Origin of the sequence: Bradyrhizobium sp. SZCCHNR1098, assembly GCF_032489375.1 — a bacterium.
GTDB lineage: Bacteria > Pseudomonadota > Alphaproteobacteria > Rhizobiales > Xanthobacteraceae > Bradyrhizobium.
In genome coordinates this window covers 240,005-258,632 of sequence record NZ_JAUEXY010000005.1, presented here as the reverse complement: position 1 = coordinate 258,632, position 18,628 = coordinate 240,005, and the positions used below count along the sequence as shown (strand labels likewise).

Sequence of the window (18,628 nt, the reverse complement as noted above, 5' to 3'; positions counted from 1 at the left end):
ACTGGTTTCAATGTGCAGCCTGGGCGGCGGCCTGTGAGACGCCTTCGACAGTCACGAGCTTGATCTTCGGATAGCCGCCGGTCCGCAGCAGCTCCATCACGTCCATCAGCTCGCCATAGGCCACGCCGCGGTCGGCGCGCAGGAAGATGAACTTGTCCTTGGCGGCCTCGGGAATGTGCTCGAGCGTGCTGACCAGGCTCGCCCGCTTCACCTGCTCCTCGCCGACGAACAGCGTCAGATCCGGCTTGATGCTGACATAGATCGGCTTGTCCGGCTTTTTCTGCGGCGTGGCGGTCGAGGTCGGAAGATCGACCGGCACGTCGACCGTGGAGAGCGGTGCCGCGACCATGAAGATGATCAGCAGCACCAGGATCACGTCGATGAACGGGGTGACGTTGATGTCGCTGGTCTCGCCGAGATCGTCGTCACCATCACCTTCAGACAGAGAAACGGCCATGACCTACTCCGCTGCGAGCGCCATCGGAGGCGCGGAGTGGACGTGGATCGGCTCGAAGCGCTCGCCGTGATGGCTGTGGTGGCTCTGGCCGCGGTCGAGATCGCGCGACAGCATGCGGGCGGTGGCGCCGGAGGACCGGTTGACGAGCTCCATGTAGCCCTTCGTCACCCGCGTGAAGTGATTGTAGATGATTACTGCCGGGATCGCGGCGACGAGGCCGATGGCGGTCGCGAGCAGCGCCTCGGCGATGCCGGGCGCGACCACGGCGAGGTTCGTGGTCTGCGACTTCGAGATGCCGATGAAGCTGTTCATGATGCCCCAGACCGTGCCGAACAGGCCGACGAAGGGCGAGATCGAGCCGATCGTGGCGAGCAGGCCCATGCCGGTCCGGCAACGCCGGCCTTCGGCACGCACGATCTCGGAGAAACTCGACGCCGCGCGCTCGTTGACGCCGTGAGACGGCAGTTCGGACGACATCCTGATCTCGTGCATGGCGGCATCGATCAGTGCTGTCAGCACGTTCTGGCGTGATCCCAGCGCGAGCTTGGCTTCCGACAGCCAGCGTACGTCGTCGACCTTGCGCAGCGCGCTGCTCAGCTTCCGGCGCAGGATGGAGAACTCGATGGTCTTGGCGATGAAGACGGTCCAGGTCGCAAGCGAGGCGAGCGCCAGCCCCATCATCACCGACTTCACGAGAATGTCGGCGGCCAGGAACATCGACCATGGCGACAGATCGTGCGGCACGTGTGATGCCGCCTGCGCACCGCCTTGCGTCGGCTTCTCTGCCTGATCCTTCGCCTTGTCGCCCACCGACGCGTCAGTAACGGTTTCGGCAGCGGTCGACGGCTGGGCGTCGTTCGTTGCGGCTGCCGGCGCCTGGCTCGTTGCGGCAGCCTGCGGCGTGGTGACAGCCGGTGCCGGTGCGGCCGCCGTGGCGGCGCCGCCGGTGGCCGGAGCCGTTGCCGTGGGAGCAGGCGCGGCCGTCTGCGGCGCGGGCTGGGCAACAGCGGGGGCCGTCTGCGCCTGTCCGATGGTCACTGGCTTCGGCGCCGCGCTCTGAGTTTGAGCTGCGTGCGCAACGGGAGCCGGCGCGCTGGCCGCGGCGGCGTTGACGGGCGCAACGGCAGGCGCCTGCGTGGCGGCCGCTGTAGCCAGAGGCTGAACGGATTTCGCTCCGGTCGCATTCGCCGGATTTGGTGCTGTGGTCTGCGGGGCGGTTGCAGCCTGGCCAGGTCTCGGCGATGTGGCCGGCTGCTCGGCATGCGCCATGGCGCCGGCCGAAACGGCTGCGATCACCGCTCCTACATGAAGAACGATCCTGAACATGTTGCTGCATACCCCTTGGTAGTTATCTTCTCTGTAATGTTTCTAGTCGTAACCCGGCTGTTTTGAGACGGCCCGTTGACTCAAAGCGGGAACATCAAGGTCGGCAGTCACTCCGGTGAGTGCGATGCCAAATGAAAAATCGAATCGTGCGGCCTGTTCATCGGCCGTCGATGCCGCACGTGACGTCCTAACTCCCTGAAAGTCCTGATGCGAGACGGAGCTAGCCGTGCATGACGCCGCCGATGCGGCCGCGCGTCACGCAATTGCCTCCGTTCGGTCTTCCATCGATTCTAATTAGTCGGAACCGCCGTGATGATCCTGTTCGGCTGGTACGAGGGCATGCCGCGCGGCTTTCGGGACGGGATGCCGTCCGAAAGGAGCTTGAGGGCGTCGATGTCCGAATCAGAATGCCGATGAGATCGGCGTCGTTCAAGAAGCACGCGCCGCACGCCCCTGATCACGTCGTGATCAACGGCCATCGCGGTCGCGATGGGGGCTCGCGAAGCGCACGCGCTCACCGCCACGGAAAATCGCAGAGCTCGCCAACGACGATCCGCCAGCGGTCAAAGACATGGATCGACAGCTCCGAGAAACGGACCAGCCGACTGCATGTGAGCACGGATGGCGGTCTGTCGCGAGCGCTGGGGAAAGCGCCTGAACGATGGGATCATCACCAAAACGAATGAGCCGGGCTGCATCGCGTGCAACCCGGCTCGTAAACGATCGAACTCAACCAGATCGTTGCGATCGAAGGAGAACCTCTAGTTCTCGGCCCAGTAGCGGATCAGGTTGTGATAGAGGCCGGTCAGCCGCACCATTTCCGGATCGTCGCGCCCCATCCGCTGCGACAATCCCTGGATCGTCGTATCGAGATCGAAGATCATGCTGCGCGCGAGGGGATCGCGGATCATGCTCTGCAGCCAGAAGAACGAGGCGACGCGGACGCCGCGCGTCACCGGGGTGACCATGTGCAGGCTCGAGGAGGGATACAGCACGAGGTCGCCGGCCGGCAGCTTCACCTCGTGCGAGCCGTAGAGATCCTCAATCACCAGCTCGCCGCCGTCGTAATCCTCCGGCTCGGAGAGATACAGCGTGACCGAGAGGTCGGTGCGGACGCGCAGGCCCGTGAGCTTGTCGCCGCGCACGGCGTTGTCGACGTGGATGCCGAAATGATGACCCGACTCCGCGCTGTAGCGGTTGAACAGCGGCGGGAAGATCTGCTGCGGGATGGCGGCGGCGAGAAAGCGCGGATTGGCGGTCATCGCCGAAATGATGCGGTGGCCGAGCTTGCGCGCCACCTCGCTGTCGGGCGGCAGCTGCTCGTTGCGCTTGACCATGGCCGACTGGGCGCCGGCCGTCGAGCGGCCGTCCTCCCAGTCGCTGGAGTCCATGATGCGGCGAAACTCCGCCACATCGTCTTTGCTCAGAATTCCGGGGACACAGATCAGCATGAACTCATCAATTGATGTGTGCCCCCGGCTGGGTGGTCTGCGATCAGAACCGTCCGGACAGGACGATCGATGCGCTTCGTCCCGGACCGACGAGCACGAACGGCGTGGCACTCTGATAGAGAGCGTCGTAGTAGAGCTTGTCGAAGATGTTGGCAACAAACACCTTCGCCGTCCAGTTCTTGTCGAGCTTGGCTTCCGCGAACGCATCGAAACGCCAGTAGCTCGGCAACTCCGTGCCCTGGTTCGCCGCCAGCCAGGTGCCGCCGAAGATCTTCGAGCGGTACACCGCCTGGCCGCCGATCTCCCAGGTGTCGTTGATCTGGTACTTCGTCAGCAGGCTGAACGACTGGTGCGCGGTGTTGGCGAGCTGCAGGCCGACATTGCTGGTGAACAGCGCGGTGTTCGCCGGCGGGATGTTCGACTTCGTCACCTCGGACTGCATCAGCACGATGCCGCCGAAGATGCTCCATTTGTCGGTCAGCTTGCCGCCGGCCTGCAGGTCGATGCCGCGGATGCGGTAGGCGGCACCGGCCGAGAGACACGGCACAGAGCCGATGGTGCCTGCCGGATACGGGCAGTCCGCGGTGGCCTGCGCGGCGCTGGTGATGTTGCGCGACTCGCGGGCGTTCTCCTTCTCGGTCTGGAACAAGGCTCCCGTGACCAGCAGGCGACCGTCGAGCAGCTCCCATTTGGTGCCGATCTCGATCGAGGTGTTCTTCTCGGGCCCGAAGATCTGGTTTGCGCCGCCATTGGTGACCGCCGACAGGCCGCCATATTGCGGGCTGAGACCGTCGAACTCGGCGCCGACCGGATTCGATGACGTGGCGTAGGCCGCATAGAAGCTGGCGTAGGGCACCGGCTTCAATGTCATGCCGACGTTGAAGTTCGGCATGCCGCTGGAGGCCGCCGTCGAGCCCGGCGTGTTGGCGACGCCGTTGACGGTGCCGAAGCCGTCGACCCGGACGTCGTATTTGTCGTAGCGCACGCCGCCGTTAAGGATGACGAGATCGCGGTAGTTGACGCTGTCCAGCGCGTAGACGCTCGCCGAGTCGATCTTCACGTTGGTCGGGAATTGCCCCAGCGACGGAATGCCGAACGGCAGGTTCGTGAATTGCGGGTTGAACACGCTCACGCCCGAGAGCGAACCGCTGCCCGCGAACGCCAGGCCCTGCTGCTCGGAGGTCAGGCCGGTGTAGCTGTTGATGCGCGCCTTTTCCTGCGAGACCTCGAGGCCGGCGAGCACGGTGTGCCTGAAGTTGCCGGTGTCGAACTTGTAGGTCGCCTCGAGCTGGTTGGCGAGCACGTCCGTCTGCTGGAAGCGGCTCTGCGGGTTGGCCCTGATGAGCGCGCCGGACGGCGGATTGATGTTGGTCGGGCCTTCCGGCAGCGTGCCGATGTAGTTCAAGGTCGAGCGCGACACCCGGACCTTGTCGGAGATCGTCAGGTCGGGCGTGACCTTCACCTCGGCATTGAACGAGCCGATGTCCTGTCCGACACGCGAGAAGTCGCGGTTGACGAAGCCATACCATGCGTTGCGCGGCGAGCCGACCTCGGGGAACGGCGCGCCGGCGGTGAGCGTGCTCGGCCGATAATACGGCACGCCGAAGTCCGGACGGCCGGTCACCTCGTTGTGGATGTAGTTGGCAGATAGGGTCACGGTGTCCAGCGGCGTCCACTTGGTGGCGATGAAACCGCCGTTGCGGTTGTCGGTCACGTAGTCGCGGCCGGCAACGCCGGCATCCTGGAACAGGCCGCCGACGCGGGCAGCGAAGGTCGGCGTGATCTTCTGGTTGACATCGATCACCACGCGCTTGGTCCTGTCGGTTCCGAGCGTGGTGTCCATGTTGTAGAAGCTGTTCTCGGTCGTGGCTTGCTTGGTCACGATGTTGATCGCGCCGCCGGTGGTGCCGCGGCCGGCGAACGACGACGCCGGGCCGCGCAGGATCTCGACCTGCTCGGTGAAGAAGTTCTCGCGCACGGAGACGCCGGCGTCACGCACGCCGTCGATGAAGACGTCGTTGCGGGCGTCGAAGCCGCGGATGAAGAAGCGGTCGCCGAACGCGTTGCCGCCTTCGCCGGTGCCGAGCGTCACGCCGGCGGTGGAGAGCACGGCGGATTTGAGGCTGGTGGAGTTCTTGTCGGCCAGGATCTCCTTGCTCAGGACGGTGACGGTCTTGGGCGTGTTGAGCAGCTTCTCCGGAAACTTGCCGGAGGCCTGCAGCCGCTCGCCCTTGTAGTCGGAAGCGGGGCTGGAATAGGGGTTGCGGTCGGGCGGCAGATTGCTCTTCGGCGCCGCGGCCTGCTGCTGTTGTTGCTGGCGGGCGGCGCGGCGCATCGCGTCGCGGGCGCGGACTTGGTCCGCGGTCGGGCGCGAGGCGGCCGGCTTGGGGCGGGCCACCGGGGCTTCGACGTTGACGGACGGCAGCGGCGCCTGCTGGGCTTCGGCACTGGAGAACGAGGCCACCGCGATCAGGCTCGCGACCGCCGAGACTTTCACACCGGAAATCTCGGGAGATGGATCCCACTCGTGCCCGCTTGCCCCTCGCAAGCTCCTTGGAAAGATTGCCTTACCCATACTCGACCACCCCATTCGTTACGCAAAACTTTGACTTGGGTTCGTTTGAACGCCCGCAACGGGCGCGTGCCTGTTGCGAATGCAAGTCAAGAAGCGAGCGAAAGCGGTCCAAAGCTGGTTCCGCTGGAGGCTGGAATGCGAAAAGTTTCCATCCATTTCTGAAAATGAGACTTGTTCGCAAAGTGTCGCCTCACGGCAACAGTTGAAACCTCCTGGTTGAGCTGATCTCCGTCATTCAATTGCTGATGAGAGAGTTGATGGTCTTTCACGTCGTCTCGCGAGGTGAATCGTGCGCTTGACGATCACTTCGGTCGATCTTCGGCTCGAGCTGCTCCCCGCCGCGTCGCGAGATGCGGCGGGAATCTGGCGAATCTGTTTCCTGATCGGGACGCGTGTGCGGCTCAGAACTTCGCCGTGGTGATCAGGTAGAACGCGTGGCCCGGGATTTCGACCGTGAGTTCAGCGGCGCTCGGCGATGATCGCGACCGGCCCGCCGCCGTCGGGGCCCTGATGCTCGGCGCCGCCCGAGACGAACAGGTCGGTGAAGCCGAACAGCCCGGCCAGTGCGCCGCCGACGAAGGCGCGGGCGTGGCGGGTCGAAGAGACGTCGCTGTCGTCGAGCATGGTATGCCGCTGGCCGCGCAGCCGGCCGCTCTGCGCTGCCTCCGCCTTGGCGAGCACCGCGGCGATGCGGCTGCGATCGGCGGCCGGCACCTGGCCCGGCACGTTCAGGCCGAGTCGGGCGAGCGCCTGCCGCGCCGGCTCGATGTCGATGGCATCGCCCATGACCGCATGATCGATCGCCAGCGGCCCGCTCCACTTGGCCGACATGCCGGCGACCATGATCTCGTGGTCGAGCAGCTCGACGCCGCCCGATGTCGCCGCGCGCTCGCTGTAGCGCGAGACATCCGTGCAGATCGTCGCATCGGAGAGATCGGCAGCGGCGACCTCGCCGAGCGCGACGGCGACACCGAGCGCCGAGGCGCCGCGGGAAAAGCCCATCGACTTCAGCGTATCGCGCACGGCGGTGCGCTCTCCCCGCGCCTCCACCGCCTCGATCCGCTCCATCGTCAGCAGCGGGCATTTCACCTGCACGTAATGGACGTCGGCGGGATCGCTGATGCCGGCGTCAGCCATCGCCGCGCGCACGCCGGCCGCCACGAGCTCGACCTGCGGCATGCGGCCGAGATGCTCGCCCGCCAGCGCCGCCGTGCGCGCGCGCCCGAGCGCCAGCGATGCCGGGAAAGCGCGCGGCGCCACGGCGTCGCCGCCGTCGCGTGCCTCGAACACGATCATGTGCGGCGACAGCGCGCCCTCGGTGCCGCCGGACATCACCATCGCGATCTGCCGCACGGCGTCGGCCGCGAGATATCGGCCGAGCAGCGCCTCCAGCGAGCGCACGGCGAAGGCGCGGGTGAAATCGTTGACGCAGCCATTGCCCTCGGTCTTGCCGAGAATGGCGACGATGCCGGCGGGATCGATGGCGCCTTGCGCGATTCCGGCCTCGAGCGCGCCGACATCGTCCGGGCTGCGCATCGGCAGGCGGTGAACGTAGGCGCGGCGCAGCGTGGTCGGCATGTCGAGAACTCCTGTCGGGCGTCCGGCGACACTAGGCAATCACGAAGCCGCGCGCGACGGTGTTCCGGGATGGTCCGCGTGCTATCCTCCGCAATCCCATCTCGACGACCGGTGATCCATGCCTCTCTGGACCTGCTTTCAATGCGGCGCGCAGTTTCCCGATACGAAGGCGCCGCCCGGCCATTGCGTCGTCTGCGAGGACGAGCGGCAATATGTGAACTGGAAGGGACAGAGCTTCCTCAGCCGCGACGACCTTGCTGGCCGGCATCAGGTCATCTGGCGCGAGGATGACGGCCTGACCGGCCTCGCTTTGGATCCCAGCTTTGCGATCGGCCAGCGCGCGCTGCTCGTTCCCGAGCCGGACGGCTGCGTGATGTGGGACTGCATTCCCTTGGCGACGGAGGCAGCCATTGCCCGCGTCCGCTCATTGGGCGGCCTGAAGGCCATCGCGGTGTCGCATCCGCACTACTATGGCGCGGTCGCCGATTGGAGCGAGGCATTCGGCAACGCGCCGGTCTATCTCCATGGCGACGACCGCGCCTTCGTCACCCGGCCGCATCCGGCCATCGTGCCATGGACGGGCGATCGCCTCGCCATCTCGGATGACGTCGTGCTGCTGCGGACCGGCGGGCATTTCGCCGGCGCCACCATCCTGCATTGGCGCAAAGGTGCCGGTGGCAAGGGCGCGCTGTTGACCGGTGACATCGCGATGGTGGCGATGGATCGCCGCCACGTCAGCTTCATGTACTCCTATCCGAACTACATCCCGCTCGGCGCCGCCGCCGTGCGCCGCATCGCCGATGCGGTCGCGCCGCTCGCCTTCGACCGCATCTACGGCGCGTGGTGGCAGAAGAACATCGGCGACGATGCGAAGGCGGCGTTCGATCGCTCGGTGCGGCGTTATCTCCAGGCGATCGCCTGAGCCGCTGGTTCCACGAACCCCCGTAAAGTAACGGGGCATTAGGCACAACCACAAGGTTGTATTTTAGCGTCTTGCAGTCTTTGGTCGGATGGTATCGAAGTATCCCGGGCGGAGTGGGGTACCTCAATGCGTTCGCAATCGTGCTCGTCGGTGACCGGCGCCATCGCGCCGGCCGGCCTCATCCTGCATTCAGATACTCTCCCGGGCCTGCACGATCCGGCGTTCGCGTCCACCGCCAGCCACATGCAGCGGCTCTGGGCCGTGCTGGCGCTCGTGCTCGCCATCGTGCTCGCGCTGCCGTTCCTGCTGGTCGATGTGCCGCCGGTGCTCGACTATCCGAACCACCTCGCGCGCCTGTTCGTGCTGGCGCATCCCGACGATCCCGTGCTGTCGCAGATGTACGCGCCGAACTGGCGCGTCCTGCCCAATCTCGGCATGGATGTGATCGGCGTGGCGCTGCTGCGCTTCACCGACGTTCATGTCGGCGGCCGCATCCTGCTCGCGCTCAGCCTGTTCGCGCCGCTTTTTGGCGTGATCGCCTATCACCGCGCGGTGTTCGGCCGCTTGTCGCTGTGGCCGCTGGCGGCCGGCATCATCGCCTACGACGGCGTCTTCCTGCTCGGCTTCATGAATTTCCAGCTCTCGCTTGGTCTCGCGCTCGGCGGCGCCGCCGGCTGGGTGGCGCTGCGCCGTCGCGGCTGGCTGCCCGCGATCGCGTGGGGGGCCATCGCCGCGGCGGCCGCCTTCCTCTGCCACATCTTCGGCCTGCTGTTCTTCGCGGTCCTGATCGGCGCTGGAGAGGCCGATCGGCTGTGGCGGCTGCGCCGGTCGCCCGGCCTTGCACGGGAGCTGGTGGTCGTCGCCTGCGCGCTCGGCATCACGCTCAGCCCGGCCGTGCTGCTCTACGGGCTCTGTCCGCTGGGTGAGGGCGGGCTGCAACTCGGCGCCTGGATCGGACCTCCGAAGCTGTGGCGCATCATGACGCCGTTCCTGACCACCAGCGCCGAGCTGACGGTCATCACGACCGTCGCGGTGCTGTCGGTGTTGATCCTCGTCAGGCGCCAGATCGTCGTCGCGCCGGGCATTCCGCTGGCGCTGGCGGCGCTGTTCGTCGCCTTCGTCGCGGCGCCATGGAGCGCGCTGGGCGGAACGTTCATCGATATGCGCTTTGCCGCGATGTGCGGCCTGCTGCTGTTCGCCGGCCTGCAGCCGGTCGTGTCCGGCAGGAAGGCGGCGCTCGTCGGCATCGTCCTCGCGGGCCTGACGCTGATTCGGACCGCGGACATCGCATCGGCATGGATCGATCACAGGGTCGACCTCGCCGAACTGCGCGCGGCGATCGCGCATGTGCAGCCCGGCGCGCGCGTCATCGCCGCGCATGGCCATGAGCAGCCCGTCTCCAGCCGGCGCGAGCGGATCCTGCCCGGATTCCGCTATGTCGATTCCCATATGGCGGCGCTGCTCGTGATCGAGCGACGGGCGTTCTGGCCGCTGATGTTCGCCCATCCGAGCCAGCAGCCCGTGGCGGTCCGTCCCTCTTTCGCGCGCCTTGCGCAGCCGCTGGCCGAGCCCGCCGCGTGGCGCTGGCTGCAGCCGGACACGCCGTCGGCCGACGTGTTGCAGCTCGCGCGCTATCTGGCCGGCTGGCGGTCGCACTTCGATGCCGTTCTGCTGCTCGACCCGCCGCTTCCTGAGCAGCCGGTCGCCGGCCTCACACCGCTCTATCTCGGCAGCTACATCCAACTGTTCCGCGTCGGGCAGGGCGGCACCGGCACCACGGCGGTGCAGAAGCCTGAGCCTGCTCCGCGGACGGCCTCACCGTCCTGAGGCCGGAGAGCGCCGGCTGGGCGCTCGCCAAGCTGGCTTCCGGCATCCTCGTCTTCGAATGGGCTTTGCCGCCGTGCACGGACCGATGCAGGAAGCGGCCGACGAGGCCGCGCGCGCCGTCGCCGGCCAGATCGATCCGGCGACGCTGCAGCCCAACTTCGGCACCGAGCAGGGCGCGATCTGGGTCATGCTCGGCGCGCCACCGTGAACGTCATCCTCGGCGTCTGGCGGCCGCGGTTCATGAACCTGCCGGATTGAACCAGGCATTCGTCGGACTGCGCTTCCCGAGCCTCCGCCTTCTGCACCGGCCCCGCCGTGCGCTCCCTCCCCGCAAGGGGGGGAGGGGAGCGCACCGCCCCTGCTCGATGGGCGCTTGCGGATTTCGCGAAATTGCTCTTGCTATTTTTCCGAAACAATGCTTATCTCCTCCCATCCCACCTCGTGCAGAGGGACGTACGCGTCGTCACGAACGTGGAGGTGGGCTGCGATGGACGTGACGGCTGTGCCAGACGAGCGCAGTCCGGCGCGGACGGCGAAGTCGTGTGGTCCTGGCCTCTCGACGCTGAGGTCAAGTCCGCAAGCGTTGCTTGACGGCACGCGCGGGCGATGGGGGCAAGAAAGCCGATCCCCAGGGAGAGCACGAAGGACACCGTTAAAACCGATCGCGCGGGGGAGGCCGGTTGTCAGGCCCGACCTGTGGTGACTGCCGCCTGCTTTTCTTGTTGCAGGCGGGCCATGGGCCGCGGTCAGCACCCGGCCTTCCCCGCGCCCTCTCATTTTCAGAGGGACGACTGCCGCATCACTCGGGTCCGACGGGCCGCGGGAACGCGACGACGCATGTCGATGATATCCGCAGCAAGACCTCACTCCCGCAACGCATCGCGTTCGATGAGCCGAGCATTTCGATTGGCCATGGGCGACGCCAGCGCCGCGGCGCCGACATCGTCCATGTCGAAGTCAATGTCGAAGCCTTCAGAGCTGCGTGGCGCGCAGCTCGATCGTGAGCGGCGCCGTCGTGCGCTTGGCGGCCGGATCGGCCGGCATCTGCAGCACGCGGGCGCGCTGGCCGGTGGCGAGGTCGGTGACCTTGACGATTCGGCCATTGGAGAATTCGAGCGCATCGTGATGTTCGGTCGGCTTGTTGGTGTCGACCTGGCGGAAGCGGGCGAGATGGGCGCCGACCTTGCGGCGGAAGAAGAAGCCCTTGATGCGGACATCGTCTTCGAAGGCGAGCTCCGTGCCCGGCCGCAGGCAGACGGCGGTCAACGGGTCGTCCTTGGTGCAGAAGCCGCGGGTCTCCGTGCCGGGAAACCGACAGGAGACCAGCACGTCGGCAGTTTTGGCATCGCGGGAAGCAACAGTATGGAGGCTGTAGTCACACATGGGGAGCTCCTGAAGGCCGCCAGCACTGAGGCCGCAACGGCGTAGCAGGAGAGTTGTTCCATGTTGTTGCAGCCCCTCTGTTCGAGAACTCCCGCCGCAGGACCGGCCGGCGGCGGGAACTCGCGATCAGGTGAGATGCGCAGCTTCTTCGGCCTCGTCCTCGGCGGCGCCCCAATGCGAGGCGTCCTTGATGGTCGGATCGATGAGCTCGCCGCGCAGCAGCGCCAGCGGCGACTTCCAATACAGCGCAATGTTGTGGAACGGGTCGGTCAGCACCTTGAAGGCCCAGATCAGGCCCGTCGAGACATCCTGCATTGCAAACAGCTGGATGACGCGAAACAGACCGCCGCCGATGCCGACCGCAAGCCAGAGCAGGCCGACGTGGCGGACGAAGTCCATCCGGCTGGCCGGCTCGGCGAACAGGCCGAACAGCGTCGGAAACGCGAACAGCGCCACCGGCACCAGACCCCACACCGTCAGCAGCACGATCTTGCGGGTCTGATTGTAGCCGACCTTGACCGCCTCCTTGTAGTCGTTGCTGACGCCGTTGACGTGGTCATAGCCGTTCGGTTCGAAGAAGAAGTGCCCGGTCTGCCGCGTCAGCATCGCGAGCCAGCCGACCAGGCCGGCCATCGCCGGATCCTTGAACAGCAGCGCATAGCACACGAGGAAGATCACGGCGCTGATCAGGTGCAGCGTCTGATTGATCCGGCTCTGATGATAGTAGCGATAGTCGTCGAAGCGCTGCGTCTGCAGCGTCTTGTAGTAGCGCGACATGCGAATCCCCGTGCCGTTGTGGAACGAGGCGAAGACGTAGAGGCCTTCAGTGAAGGTGGCGTGACATTATGATGTTGTCACAATGAAACCGACCGGGAGCGGATCGGGAGCCGCAATGTGCGCAAGCGAGCGGACTCTGCGCCGGCGCACGACTCGCCGGCTGCTCTCTCTGTCTGCCGCAGAATGCGGAGAAACGGCTTTGATCCGGATCAAAGCCGGCTGCCGATGTGGCGTGTCGCGGCCTGCATCAGCCGGCGGGCGACCTCGCCAGCCGGATCGCCTCGCTCAGGATCGCGCGGTCACCGATATGGTTGGCGAGCAGCAGCACCAACCTGGCGTTCATGCGCAGGGCTTCGTCCTCGCTGAGGTCGCGCTGGCCGCCGATCAGCTCGGCATAGAAGTCGTCGGGATCGCTGATATTCGGGGTGAGGGTCAGGCTCATGCCGCAAGCTCCTGCTGGACCGCGCCGCGCCTGCCGCAGGCGCGCCGGACCGCGTCCGTGATCGCGTTCTCGTCGAACTGCGGCCAGCGGGCGGTGACATATTGATCGGGACGGAACAGATAGGTCGTGCCGGGCGAGGCACCGTATCGTGCCGCGAGCAGGCCCTTGGCATCAGCGATGTCGCGGCCGACGACGATCACCCGCGCCGTGATGCCGTCGATGCTGAGCTGCTCGGCCGTGACGGCGTTGTCGAAGGTGACCACCGTGAAGCCCGAGCCGAGGCAGTTCAGCAACCAGCCGGGCTGTCCCGCGATCGTCACCGGCGCATCGGCGGCATTGGTGCCAGGCGTCATCGCCCCGGGGACGCTCCCGCCGTCAGGCGTGTTCAGCAACGACGCGACATAGGGTGTCGGCGTCGACAGCCGGCCGCTGTTGACCAGCGGCCGCGCAAAGCTGTGGTTCTGTGCGAGGTCGAGCACGGCGTCGCGATAAAGGCGGCTAGCTTGCGTCTTCGGCGTGATGAAGTCGGTTGCCCGTGTCGAGTTCAGGATATTGTCGTCGGCGGCAAAGGCGCGCTCCTCGTGATAGCTGTCGATCAGGCTCTCCGGCGCCTCGCCGCGCAGCACCAGCGCCAGCTTCCAGGCGAGGTTGTCGATGTCCTGCACGCCGGTGTTGGCGCCGCGGGCGCCGAACGGCGACACCTGGTGCGCCGCGTCGCCGGCGAAGAGGACGCGGCCGTGACGGAAATTGTCGATCCGGCGGCAGGCGAACTGATAGATCGACACCCATTCCAGCTCGAATTCGGTGGTCTCGCCGAGCATCGCCCGGATGCGTGGGATCACGCGCTCGGGCTTTTTCTCTTCGTCCGGATTGGCGTCCCAGCCGAGCTGGAAGTCGATGCGCCAGATGTTGTCGGACTGGCGATGCAGCAGGACCGACTGTCCCGGATGGAACGGCGGATCGAACCAGAACCAGCGCTCGGTCGGATACTCCGCCTTCATCCTGACATCGGCGATCAAAAAGCGGTCCTGGAAGAACTGGCCCTTGAACTCAGCGCCGACCATGCGCCGGGTGTCAGAATTGGCGCCGTCGCAGGCGATCACCCATTGCGCCTCCATGGTGAAGATGCCGTCCGGCGTCTCCACCGCGAGCTGCGCGAAGTCGTCGGTCTGCTTGAGGCTGACCAGCCGATGCTTCCAGCGCAGATCGATCAGCGGAGTCCTGTTGCAGGCATCGACCAGAATCTCCTCGAGATAGTATTGTTGCAGGTTGATCATTGCCGGCCAGCGATGGTCGGGCTCGGGCAGCAAATCGAATTGATAAGAGAGCTGGTCGCGGAAGAAGACCTTGCCGATGTTCCAACTGACGCCCTTCTCGACCATCGGCGCGGCGCAACCGAGCCGATCCCAGATCTCGAGCGGGCGTTTGGCGTAGCACACGGCGCGGGAGCCGATGCTGACGGTATCGTTGTCATCGAGCACGACGACGGGCTGGCCGCGGGCGGCGAGATCGAGCGCCGCCGTCAGGCCGATCGGCCCGGCGCCGATCACGACGATCGGATGGCGGCGGGTCTCGCCGCTGCGCTGCTCCGCCGAGCAGACATAGGGAAATCGCGGATAGACATAGTTGCTCATGGCTGCCTCGCCTGGCGCGTTGCGGTCGGGACTGTCGGGACGAGCAATCGCTCAGTCGCTGCCTGCGAATTCCTTCTCGTGCATCCAGGCGGTGTGCCGCGGCGGCTTCTTGGTGGTCGCCCATTCGTCGACCATGGCGTGGGCGACCGACTTCATCCGCGCGATCTGGTCGGGCGTCGCGGTCCAGGCCGCGATCTCCAGCCGGTGGCCGCTCGGATCATGGAAATAGATCGACTTGAAGATGGTGTGGTCGGTGATCCCGACGACGTCGAGGCCGGCGGCCTCCGCGCGTGCCTTCGCTTCCTCGAGCTCCGCCATGTCCTTGACCTGGAAGGCGATGTGCTGGGTCCATTCCGGGGTGTTGGGATCGCGTCCCATCGGCGGCGAGTTCGGCAGCTCGAAGAAGGCGAGGATGTTGCCGTTTCCCGCATCCAGGAAGATGTGCATGTACGGATCGGGCGCCTTGGTGGAGGGCACCTTGTCCTCGGCGATCGCGCCGAGCAGGTCCATGTTGAGGACCTTCTTGTAGAACTCGACCGTGGCCTTGGCGTCGACGCAGCGATAGGCGACGTGATGGATCTTCTCGATCTGCATGATTGTCCTCCCATGTTCGTGGTTGGCAAGATGGTAACGGATGATACGATCTGGTCGCTTTGATCCAGATCAACCCGATTGGGATCGGATTGAGGTCGCCAGGGGCGAGCGCCTGGAACGGATGAGGGCAGAGGACGCGATGACGAAGCTGGCCAGCGAGATGCGGGACCGGAGGGACGGCGAGGGGACCACCGAGCGCGAGCTCAGACTGCAGCGCTATTTTCCCTATCGGCTGGCCCGCCTCGCCGAGCAGGTGTCGCTGGCGGTGGCGGAGGTCTATGCCGACCGGTTCGCGCTGTCGCGCCAGGAATGGCGGATCCTGGCGGCGCTCGGCGAGCAGCCGCGGTTGCCGACCAAGGAGATTGGCCGGCTGACGACGCTCGACAAGATGAACGTCAGCCGCGCCATGCAGAGCCTGGAGGCACGCGGCATCGTCAGCCGCAGCCGCGATCCCGCGGATGGACGGGAGCGGATCGTAGCGCTGACGGCCGCCGGGCGGGCGCTGTACCGCAGGATCGTGCCCCATGCGCTGGCGCGCGAGGCCGAGCTGCTGAGCGTGCTTTCGGCCGCCGAGATCGCGACCCTCGACACGGTCATCGACAAGCTGCTCGCGGCCGCCGAACGGTCGCTCGATGATCCCCCCGGCCGAAAGGCTTGATCGGTGCCGCCGCCGCGCTATATCGACGGTCTCTCTCCACCCTTGATAGCATGGGCCAACGCACGACGATGACCGACACCGCGACCGTTAGCCATTCCTTCCAGGCCGAAGTCTCCGAGCTGCTCCATCTGATGGTGCATTCGGTCTATTCCGAGACCGACATTTTCCTGCGCGAGCTGATTTCGAACGCCTCCGACGCCTGTGACAAGCTGCGTTACGAGGCGATCGCCAGGCCCGAGCTGATCGGCGAGGGCGAGCCGCCGCAGATCCGCATCATTCCGAACAAGGCGGCGGATACGCTGACCATCGCCGACAGCGGCATCGGCATGGAGCGCCAGGAACTGATCGACCATCTCGGCACCATCGCCCGCTCCGGCACCAAGGCGTTCGTGCAGAAGCTGGCCGAGGCCAAGGACGGCACCGGCCTGATCGGCCAGTTCGGCGTCGGCTTCTACTCGGCCTTCATGGTCGCCGACCGCATCGTCGTCATCAGCCGGCGCGCCGGCGAGAACGACGTCTGGACCTGGACCTCCTCCGGCGGCGCCGGCTTCGAGGTCGCACCCGCGTCCGAGGAGGACGCCAAGCGGGTGGCGCGCGGCACGGAGATCGTGTTGCACCTCAAGGACGACGCCAGGAAGTATCTCGAAGCTTATGAGATCGAGCGCATCGTCACCGCCTATTCCGACAACATCCAGTTCCCGATCATGCTGGTGCCGGAGGAGGGCGAGCCGCGCCAGATCAACTCCGCCAGCGCCCTATGGCAGCGCTCGAAGTCCGAGCTGACGTCCGAGGATTACAGCAAGGCCTACAAGTCGATTGCGCACGCGTTCGACGAGCCGGCAATGACGCTGCACTACCGCGCCGAGGGCCGCTATTCCTATGCGGTGCTGCTGTTCGCGCCGTCGACCAAGCCGTTCGACCTGTTCGAGCCGGCGCGCAAGGGCAAGGTCAAGCTCTATGTCCGCCGCGTCTTCATCACCGATGACGCCGACCTGATGCCGGCCTATCTGCGCTTCATCCGCGGCGTGATCGACAGCGAGGACCTGCCGCTCAATTTGTCGCGCGAGATGCTGCAGAACAATCCGCAGCTGGCCCAGATTCGCAAGGCGGTGACGACGCGGGTGATCAGCGAATTGGAGCAACTCGCCGACAAGGATGCCGAGAACTTCGACAAGGTCTGGGATTCGTTCGGCGCCGTCATCAAGGAAGGCCTGTACGAGGATTTCGAGCGCCGCGACAAGCTGCTGGCCCTGGCGCGCTTCACCACGACATCAGGCGAGAAGCGCTCGCTGAAGCAGTATGTCGAGGGGCTCAAGGAGAATCAGACCGAGATCTATTTCCTGGTCGGTGACAGCATCGAGCGGCTGAAGTCCAATCCGCGGCTCGAGGCCGCCAAGGCGCGCGGCGTCGAGGTGCTGCTGCTCACCGATCCGGTCGATGCGTTCTGGACCTCGGCGAGGCTCGAATATGACGGCAAGCCGCTGAAGTCGCTGAGCCAGGGCGACATCAACTTCGATCCGATCCCGGTGACCGAGCCGAAGCCCGAGGACGAGGCACAGCCGGCCGCCGACGAGGCCAACACGATCGCACTGATCAAGGCAAGCCTCGGCGACCACGTCACCGACGTGAAGGTCTCGACCCGGCTCACGACCAGCGCCTCGTGTCTGGTCGCCGGCAGCCATGGTCCCGACCGCGAGCTGGAGCGCATCCTGTCGCAGCAGGCGCGCGGCGCCCGCACCAAGCCGATCCTCGAGATCAATCTGCGCCATCCGCTGGTCGTGACGGTCGCGAAGGCCGCCGCCGACAAGGCCAAGGTCGACGACCTGTCGTTCCTGCTGCTCGAGCAGGCGCAGATTCTCGACGGCGAACTGCCGGAGGATCCGGCCGCGTTCGCGGCCCGTCTCAACCGGCTGGTGCTGCAGGGCGTGGCCGGGGCTTGAGGCAGGCGGGTTGCGGGCGCGGAGGTCAGTTCTTCGCGCTCACCTGCGGGACCAGCTTGCGCCAGTGCATGATCTCGGCGCGGTAGGTCGCGGCATAGACGCCGACGTCGCCGGTGAGCGGCGTGGCGCCGACCTCCGCGAACTGCCTGCTGATGTCGGGATCGGCCAGCGCGGCGTTGATCTCGCGGTTGAGCAGCTGGACGATGGCTTCCGGCGTGCCGTGCGGCACTGCGACGCCATAGAAGCCGGAGGTTTCGAACGCCGGCAGCACGTCGGCGACCGGCGGCAGATCGGGGAAGGCGGCGGCGCGCTCGCGGGTCGAGACGGCCAGCGCCCGGACCTTGCCGCTGCGCAACAGGTCGACGGCGGAAGCGGCGTTGTCGAACATCGCGTGGATGTGGCCGGAGGCGAGGTCGGTCAAGGCCGGCCCCGAGCCACGATAGTGCACAGTGGACCAGGTGATGCCGCCGAGGGTCCGGAACAGCTCGGCCGACAGCAGTTGCACGGTGCCGGGGCCGGCGGAGCCGACGCTGAGCGTGCCCGGGTTGGCCTTGGCATAGGCCAGGAATTCGGGCAGCGTCTTGACCGGCAGCTGCCGGCTGACCAGCAGCAGCAGCGGCATGCGCGCCATGCCCGCGACGGGGATGAGATCGCCGTCGGCGCCGGGCGGGCCGTCGGTCGAGGCCGTGATGACGTTGGCGGTCGAGGTCGCAAGGATCGTGTAACCGTCCGGCGGGGCGCTCGCGACGTTCTTGGTGGCGGTCGCGCCGCCCGCACCCGGCCGGTGATCGAGCACGAAGGGCTGGCCCAGTCGGCGGGTCAGCCGGTCGCAGATCAAGAGCGACAGCCGGCCGGTGGCCCCACCCGGAGCAAACGGAATGACCCAGGTGACAGGCTGAGCCGGATAGGGCGCATCAACTCCGGCGAACGCCGTGGTCGAAGTCATGGCTGCAACGCTGCTCCAGGCGGCGCAGCGCAGCAATGCGCGTCGTGTCATCGTGTCCTTGGGCATGCCGGCCTTCGCGTTGGCATGTTCTGGGAGCGGTACGCTAACCGGCATTTCC

Annotated in this window: 16 protein-coding genes; 5 read left to right on the top strand and 11 right to left on the bottom strand. The window is 66.3% G+C overall.

Going from position 1 to position 18,628, the window contains the following annotated elements; all coding sequences use genetic code 11:
* Window positions 1–7: 7 nt before the first annotated feature.
* From exbD to QX135_RS13820, 5 genes are all read right to left on the bottom strand, one after another.
* On the bottom strand, window positions 8–457 hold the full coding sequence (gene exbD, locus QX135_RS13840; protein ID WP_315736414.1) for a TonB system transport protein ExbD: 450 nt from the start codon (window positions 455–457) through the stop codon (window positions 8–10).
* A gap of 3 nt (window positions 458–460) precedes the next feature.
* The gene (gene exbB, locus QX135_RS13835) at window positions 461–1,495 is read right to left on the bottom strand and encodes a tonB-system energizer ExbB (RefSeq protein ID WP_315736415.1); all 1,035 of its coding nucleotides are present in this window, start codon (window positions 1,493–1,495) and stop codon (window positions 461–463) included.
* 1,049 nt (window positions 1,496–2,544) lie between these two features.
* Window positions 2,545–3,234, bottom strand: coding sequence for a Fe2+-dependent dioxygenase (locus QX135_RS13830; protein WP_315736416.1), 690 nt, complete (start codon window positions 3,232–3,234; stop codon window positions 2,545–2,547).
* A 43-nt stretch (window positions 3,235–3,277) separates the two neighbouring features.
* Window positions 3,278–5,809, bottom strand: coding sequence for a TonB-dependent receptor (locus QX135_RS13825; RefSeq protein ID WP_315736417.1), 2,532 nt, complete (start codon window positions 5,807–5,809; stop codon window positions 3,278–3,280).
* Window positions 5,810–6,268: 459 nt separating this feature from the next.
* On the bottom strand, window positions 6,269–7,387 hold the full coding sequence (locus QX135_RS13820) for a ring-opening amidohydrolase (RefSeq protein WP_315736418.1): 1,119 nt from the start codon (window positions 7,385–7,387) through the stop codon (window positions 6,269–6,271).
* Between the two features lie 118 nt (window positions 7,388–7,505).
* Between QX135_RS13820 and QX135_RS13815 the strand changes: the two genes are divergently transcribed.
* The 3 genes from QX135_RS13815 to QX135_RS13805 all read left to right on the top strand — a co-directional run bounded on the left by QX135_RS13815 (window position 7,506) and on the right by QX135_RS13805 (window position 10,344).
* On the top strand, window positions 7,506–8,309 hold the full coding sequence (locus tag QX135_RS13815; RefSeq protein ID WP_315736419.1) for an MBL fold metallo-hydrolase: 804 nt from the start codon (window positions 7,506–7,508) through the stop codon (window positions 8,307–8,309).
* A 126-nt stretch (window positions 8,310–8,435) separates the two neighbouring features.
* Window positions 8,436–10,136, top strand: coding sequence for a hypothetical protein (locus QX135_RS13810; RefSeq protein WP_316181171.1), 1,701 nt, complete (start codon window positions 8,436–8,438; stop codon window positions 10,134–10,136).
* 85 nt (window positions 10,137–10,221) lie between these two features.
* Window positions 10,222–10,344: a hypothetical protein gene (locus QX135_RS13805; RefSeq protein ID WP_316181173.1), complete on the top strand. Its 123-nt coding sequence runs from the start codon at window positions 10,222–10,224 to the stop codon at window positions 10,342–10,344.
* A gap of 764 nt (window positions 10,345–11,108) precedes the next feature.
* Here the strand turns inward: QX135_RS13805 and QX135_RS13800 are convergent.
* From QX135_RS13800 to QX135_RS13780, 5 genes are all read right to left on the bottom strand, one after another.
* On the bottom strand, window positions 11,109–11,519 hold the full coding sequence (locus QX135_RS13800) for a hypothetical protein (protein ID WP_316181175.1): 411 nt from the start codon (window positions 11,517–11,519) through the stop codon (window positions 11,109–11,111).
* Between the two features lie 126 nt (window positions 11,520–11,645).
* On the bottom strand, window positions 11,646–12,296 hold the full coding sequence (locus QX135_RS13795) for an Mpo1-like protein (RefSeq protein WP_315777682.1): 651 nt from the start codon (window positions 12,294–12,296) through the stop codon (window positions 11,646–11,648).
* A 247-nt stretch (window positions 12,297–12,543) separates the two neighbouring features.
* The gene (locus QX135_RS13790; protein ID WP_315736424.1) at window positions 12,544–12,738 is read right to left on the bottom strand and encodes a DUF2783 domain-containing protein; all 195 of its coding nucleotides are present in this window, start codon (window positions 12,736–12,738) and stop codon (window positions 12,544–12,546) included.
* Entirely contained in the window at window positions 12,735–14,372 is a 1,638-nt protein-coding gene (locus tag QX135_RS13785; protein ID WP_316181177.1) for an FAD-dependent oxidoreductase, read from the bottom strand. The genes QX135_RS13790 and QX135_RS13785 overlap by 4 nt, the downstream gene beginning before the upstream one ends.
* 51 nt (window positions 14,373–14,423) lie before the next feature.
* Window positions 14,424–14,966, bottom strand: a complete 543-nt coding sequence (locus QX135_RS13780; protein WP_316181178.1) for a VOC family protein — start codon at window positions 14,964–14,966, stop codon at window positions 14,424–14,426.
* Between the two features lie 139 nt (window positions 14,967–15,105).
* On the opposite strand from QX135_RS13780, the gene QX135_RS13775 reads away from it, so the two are divergent.
* Window positions 15,106–15,624 carry a MarR family winged helix-turn-helix transcriptional regulator gene (locus tag QX135_RS13775; RefSeq protein ID WP_315795886.1) on the top strand — a complete coding sequence of 173 codons (519 nt, stop codon included), beginning with the start codon at window positions 15,106–15,108 and terminating at the stop codon, window positions 15,622–15,624.
* A gap of 68 nt (window positions 15,625–15,692) precedes the next feature.
* Window positions 15,693–17,564 carry a molecular chaperone HtpG gene (htpG, locus tag QX135_RS13770; RefSeq protein WP_316181180.1) on the top strand — a complete coding sequence of 624 codons (1,872 nt, stop codon included), beginning with the start codon at window positions 15,693–15,695 and terminating at the stop codon, window positions 17,562–17,564.
* A 25-nt stretch (window positions 17,565–17,589) separates the two neighbouring features.
* Here htpG and QX135_RS13765 read toward each other — a convergent pair whose 3' ends face one another.
* The gene (locus tag QX135_RS13765; protein ID WP_316181182.1) at window positions 17,590–18,576 is read right to left on the bottom strand and encodes a tripartite tricarboxylate transporter substrate binding protein; all 987 of its coding nucleotides are present in this window, start codon (window positions 18,574–18,576) and stop codon (window positions 17,590–17,592) included.
* Window positions 18,577–18,628: the final 52 nt, after the last annotated feature.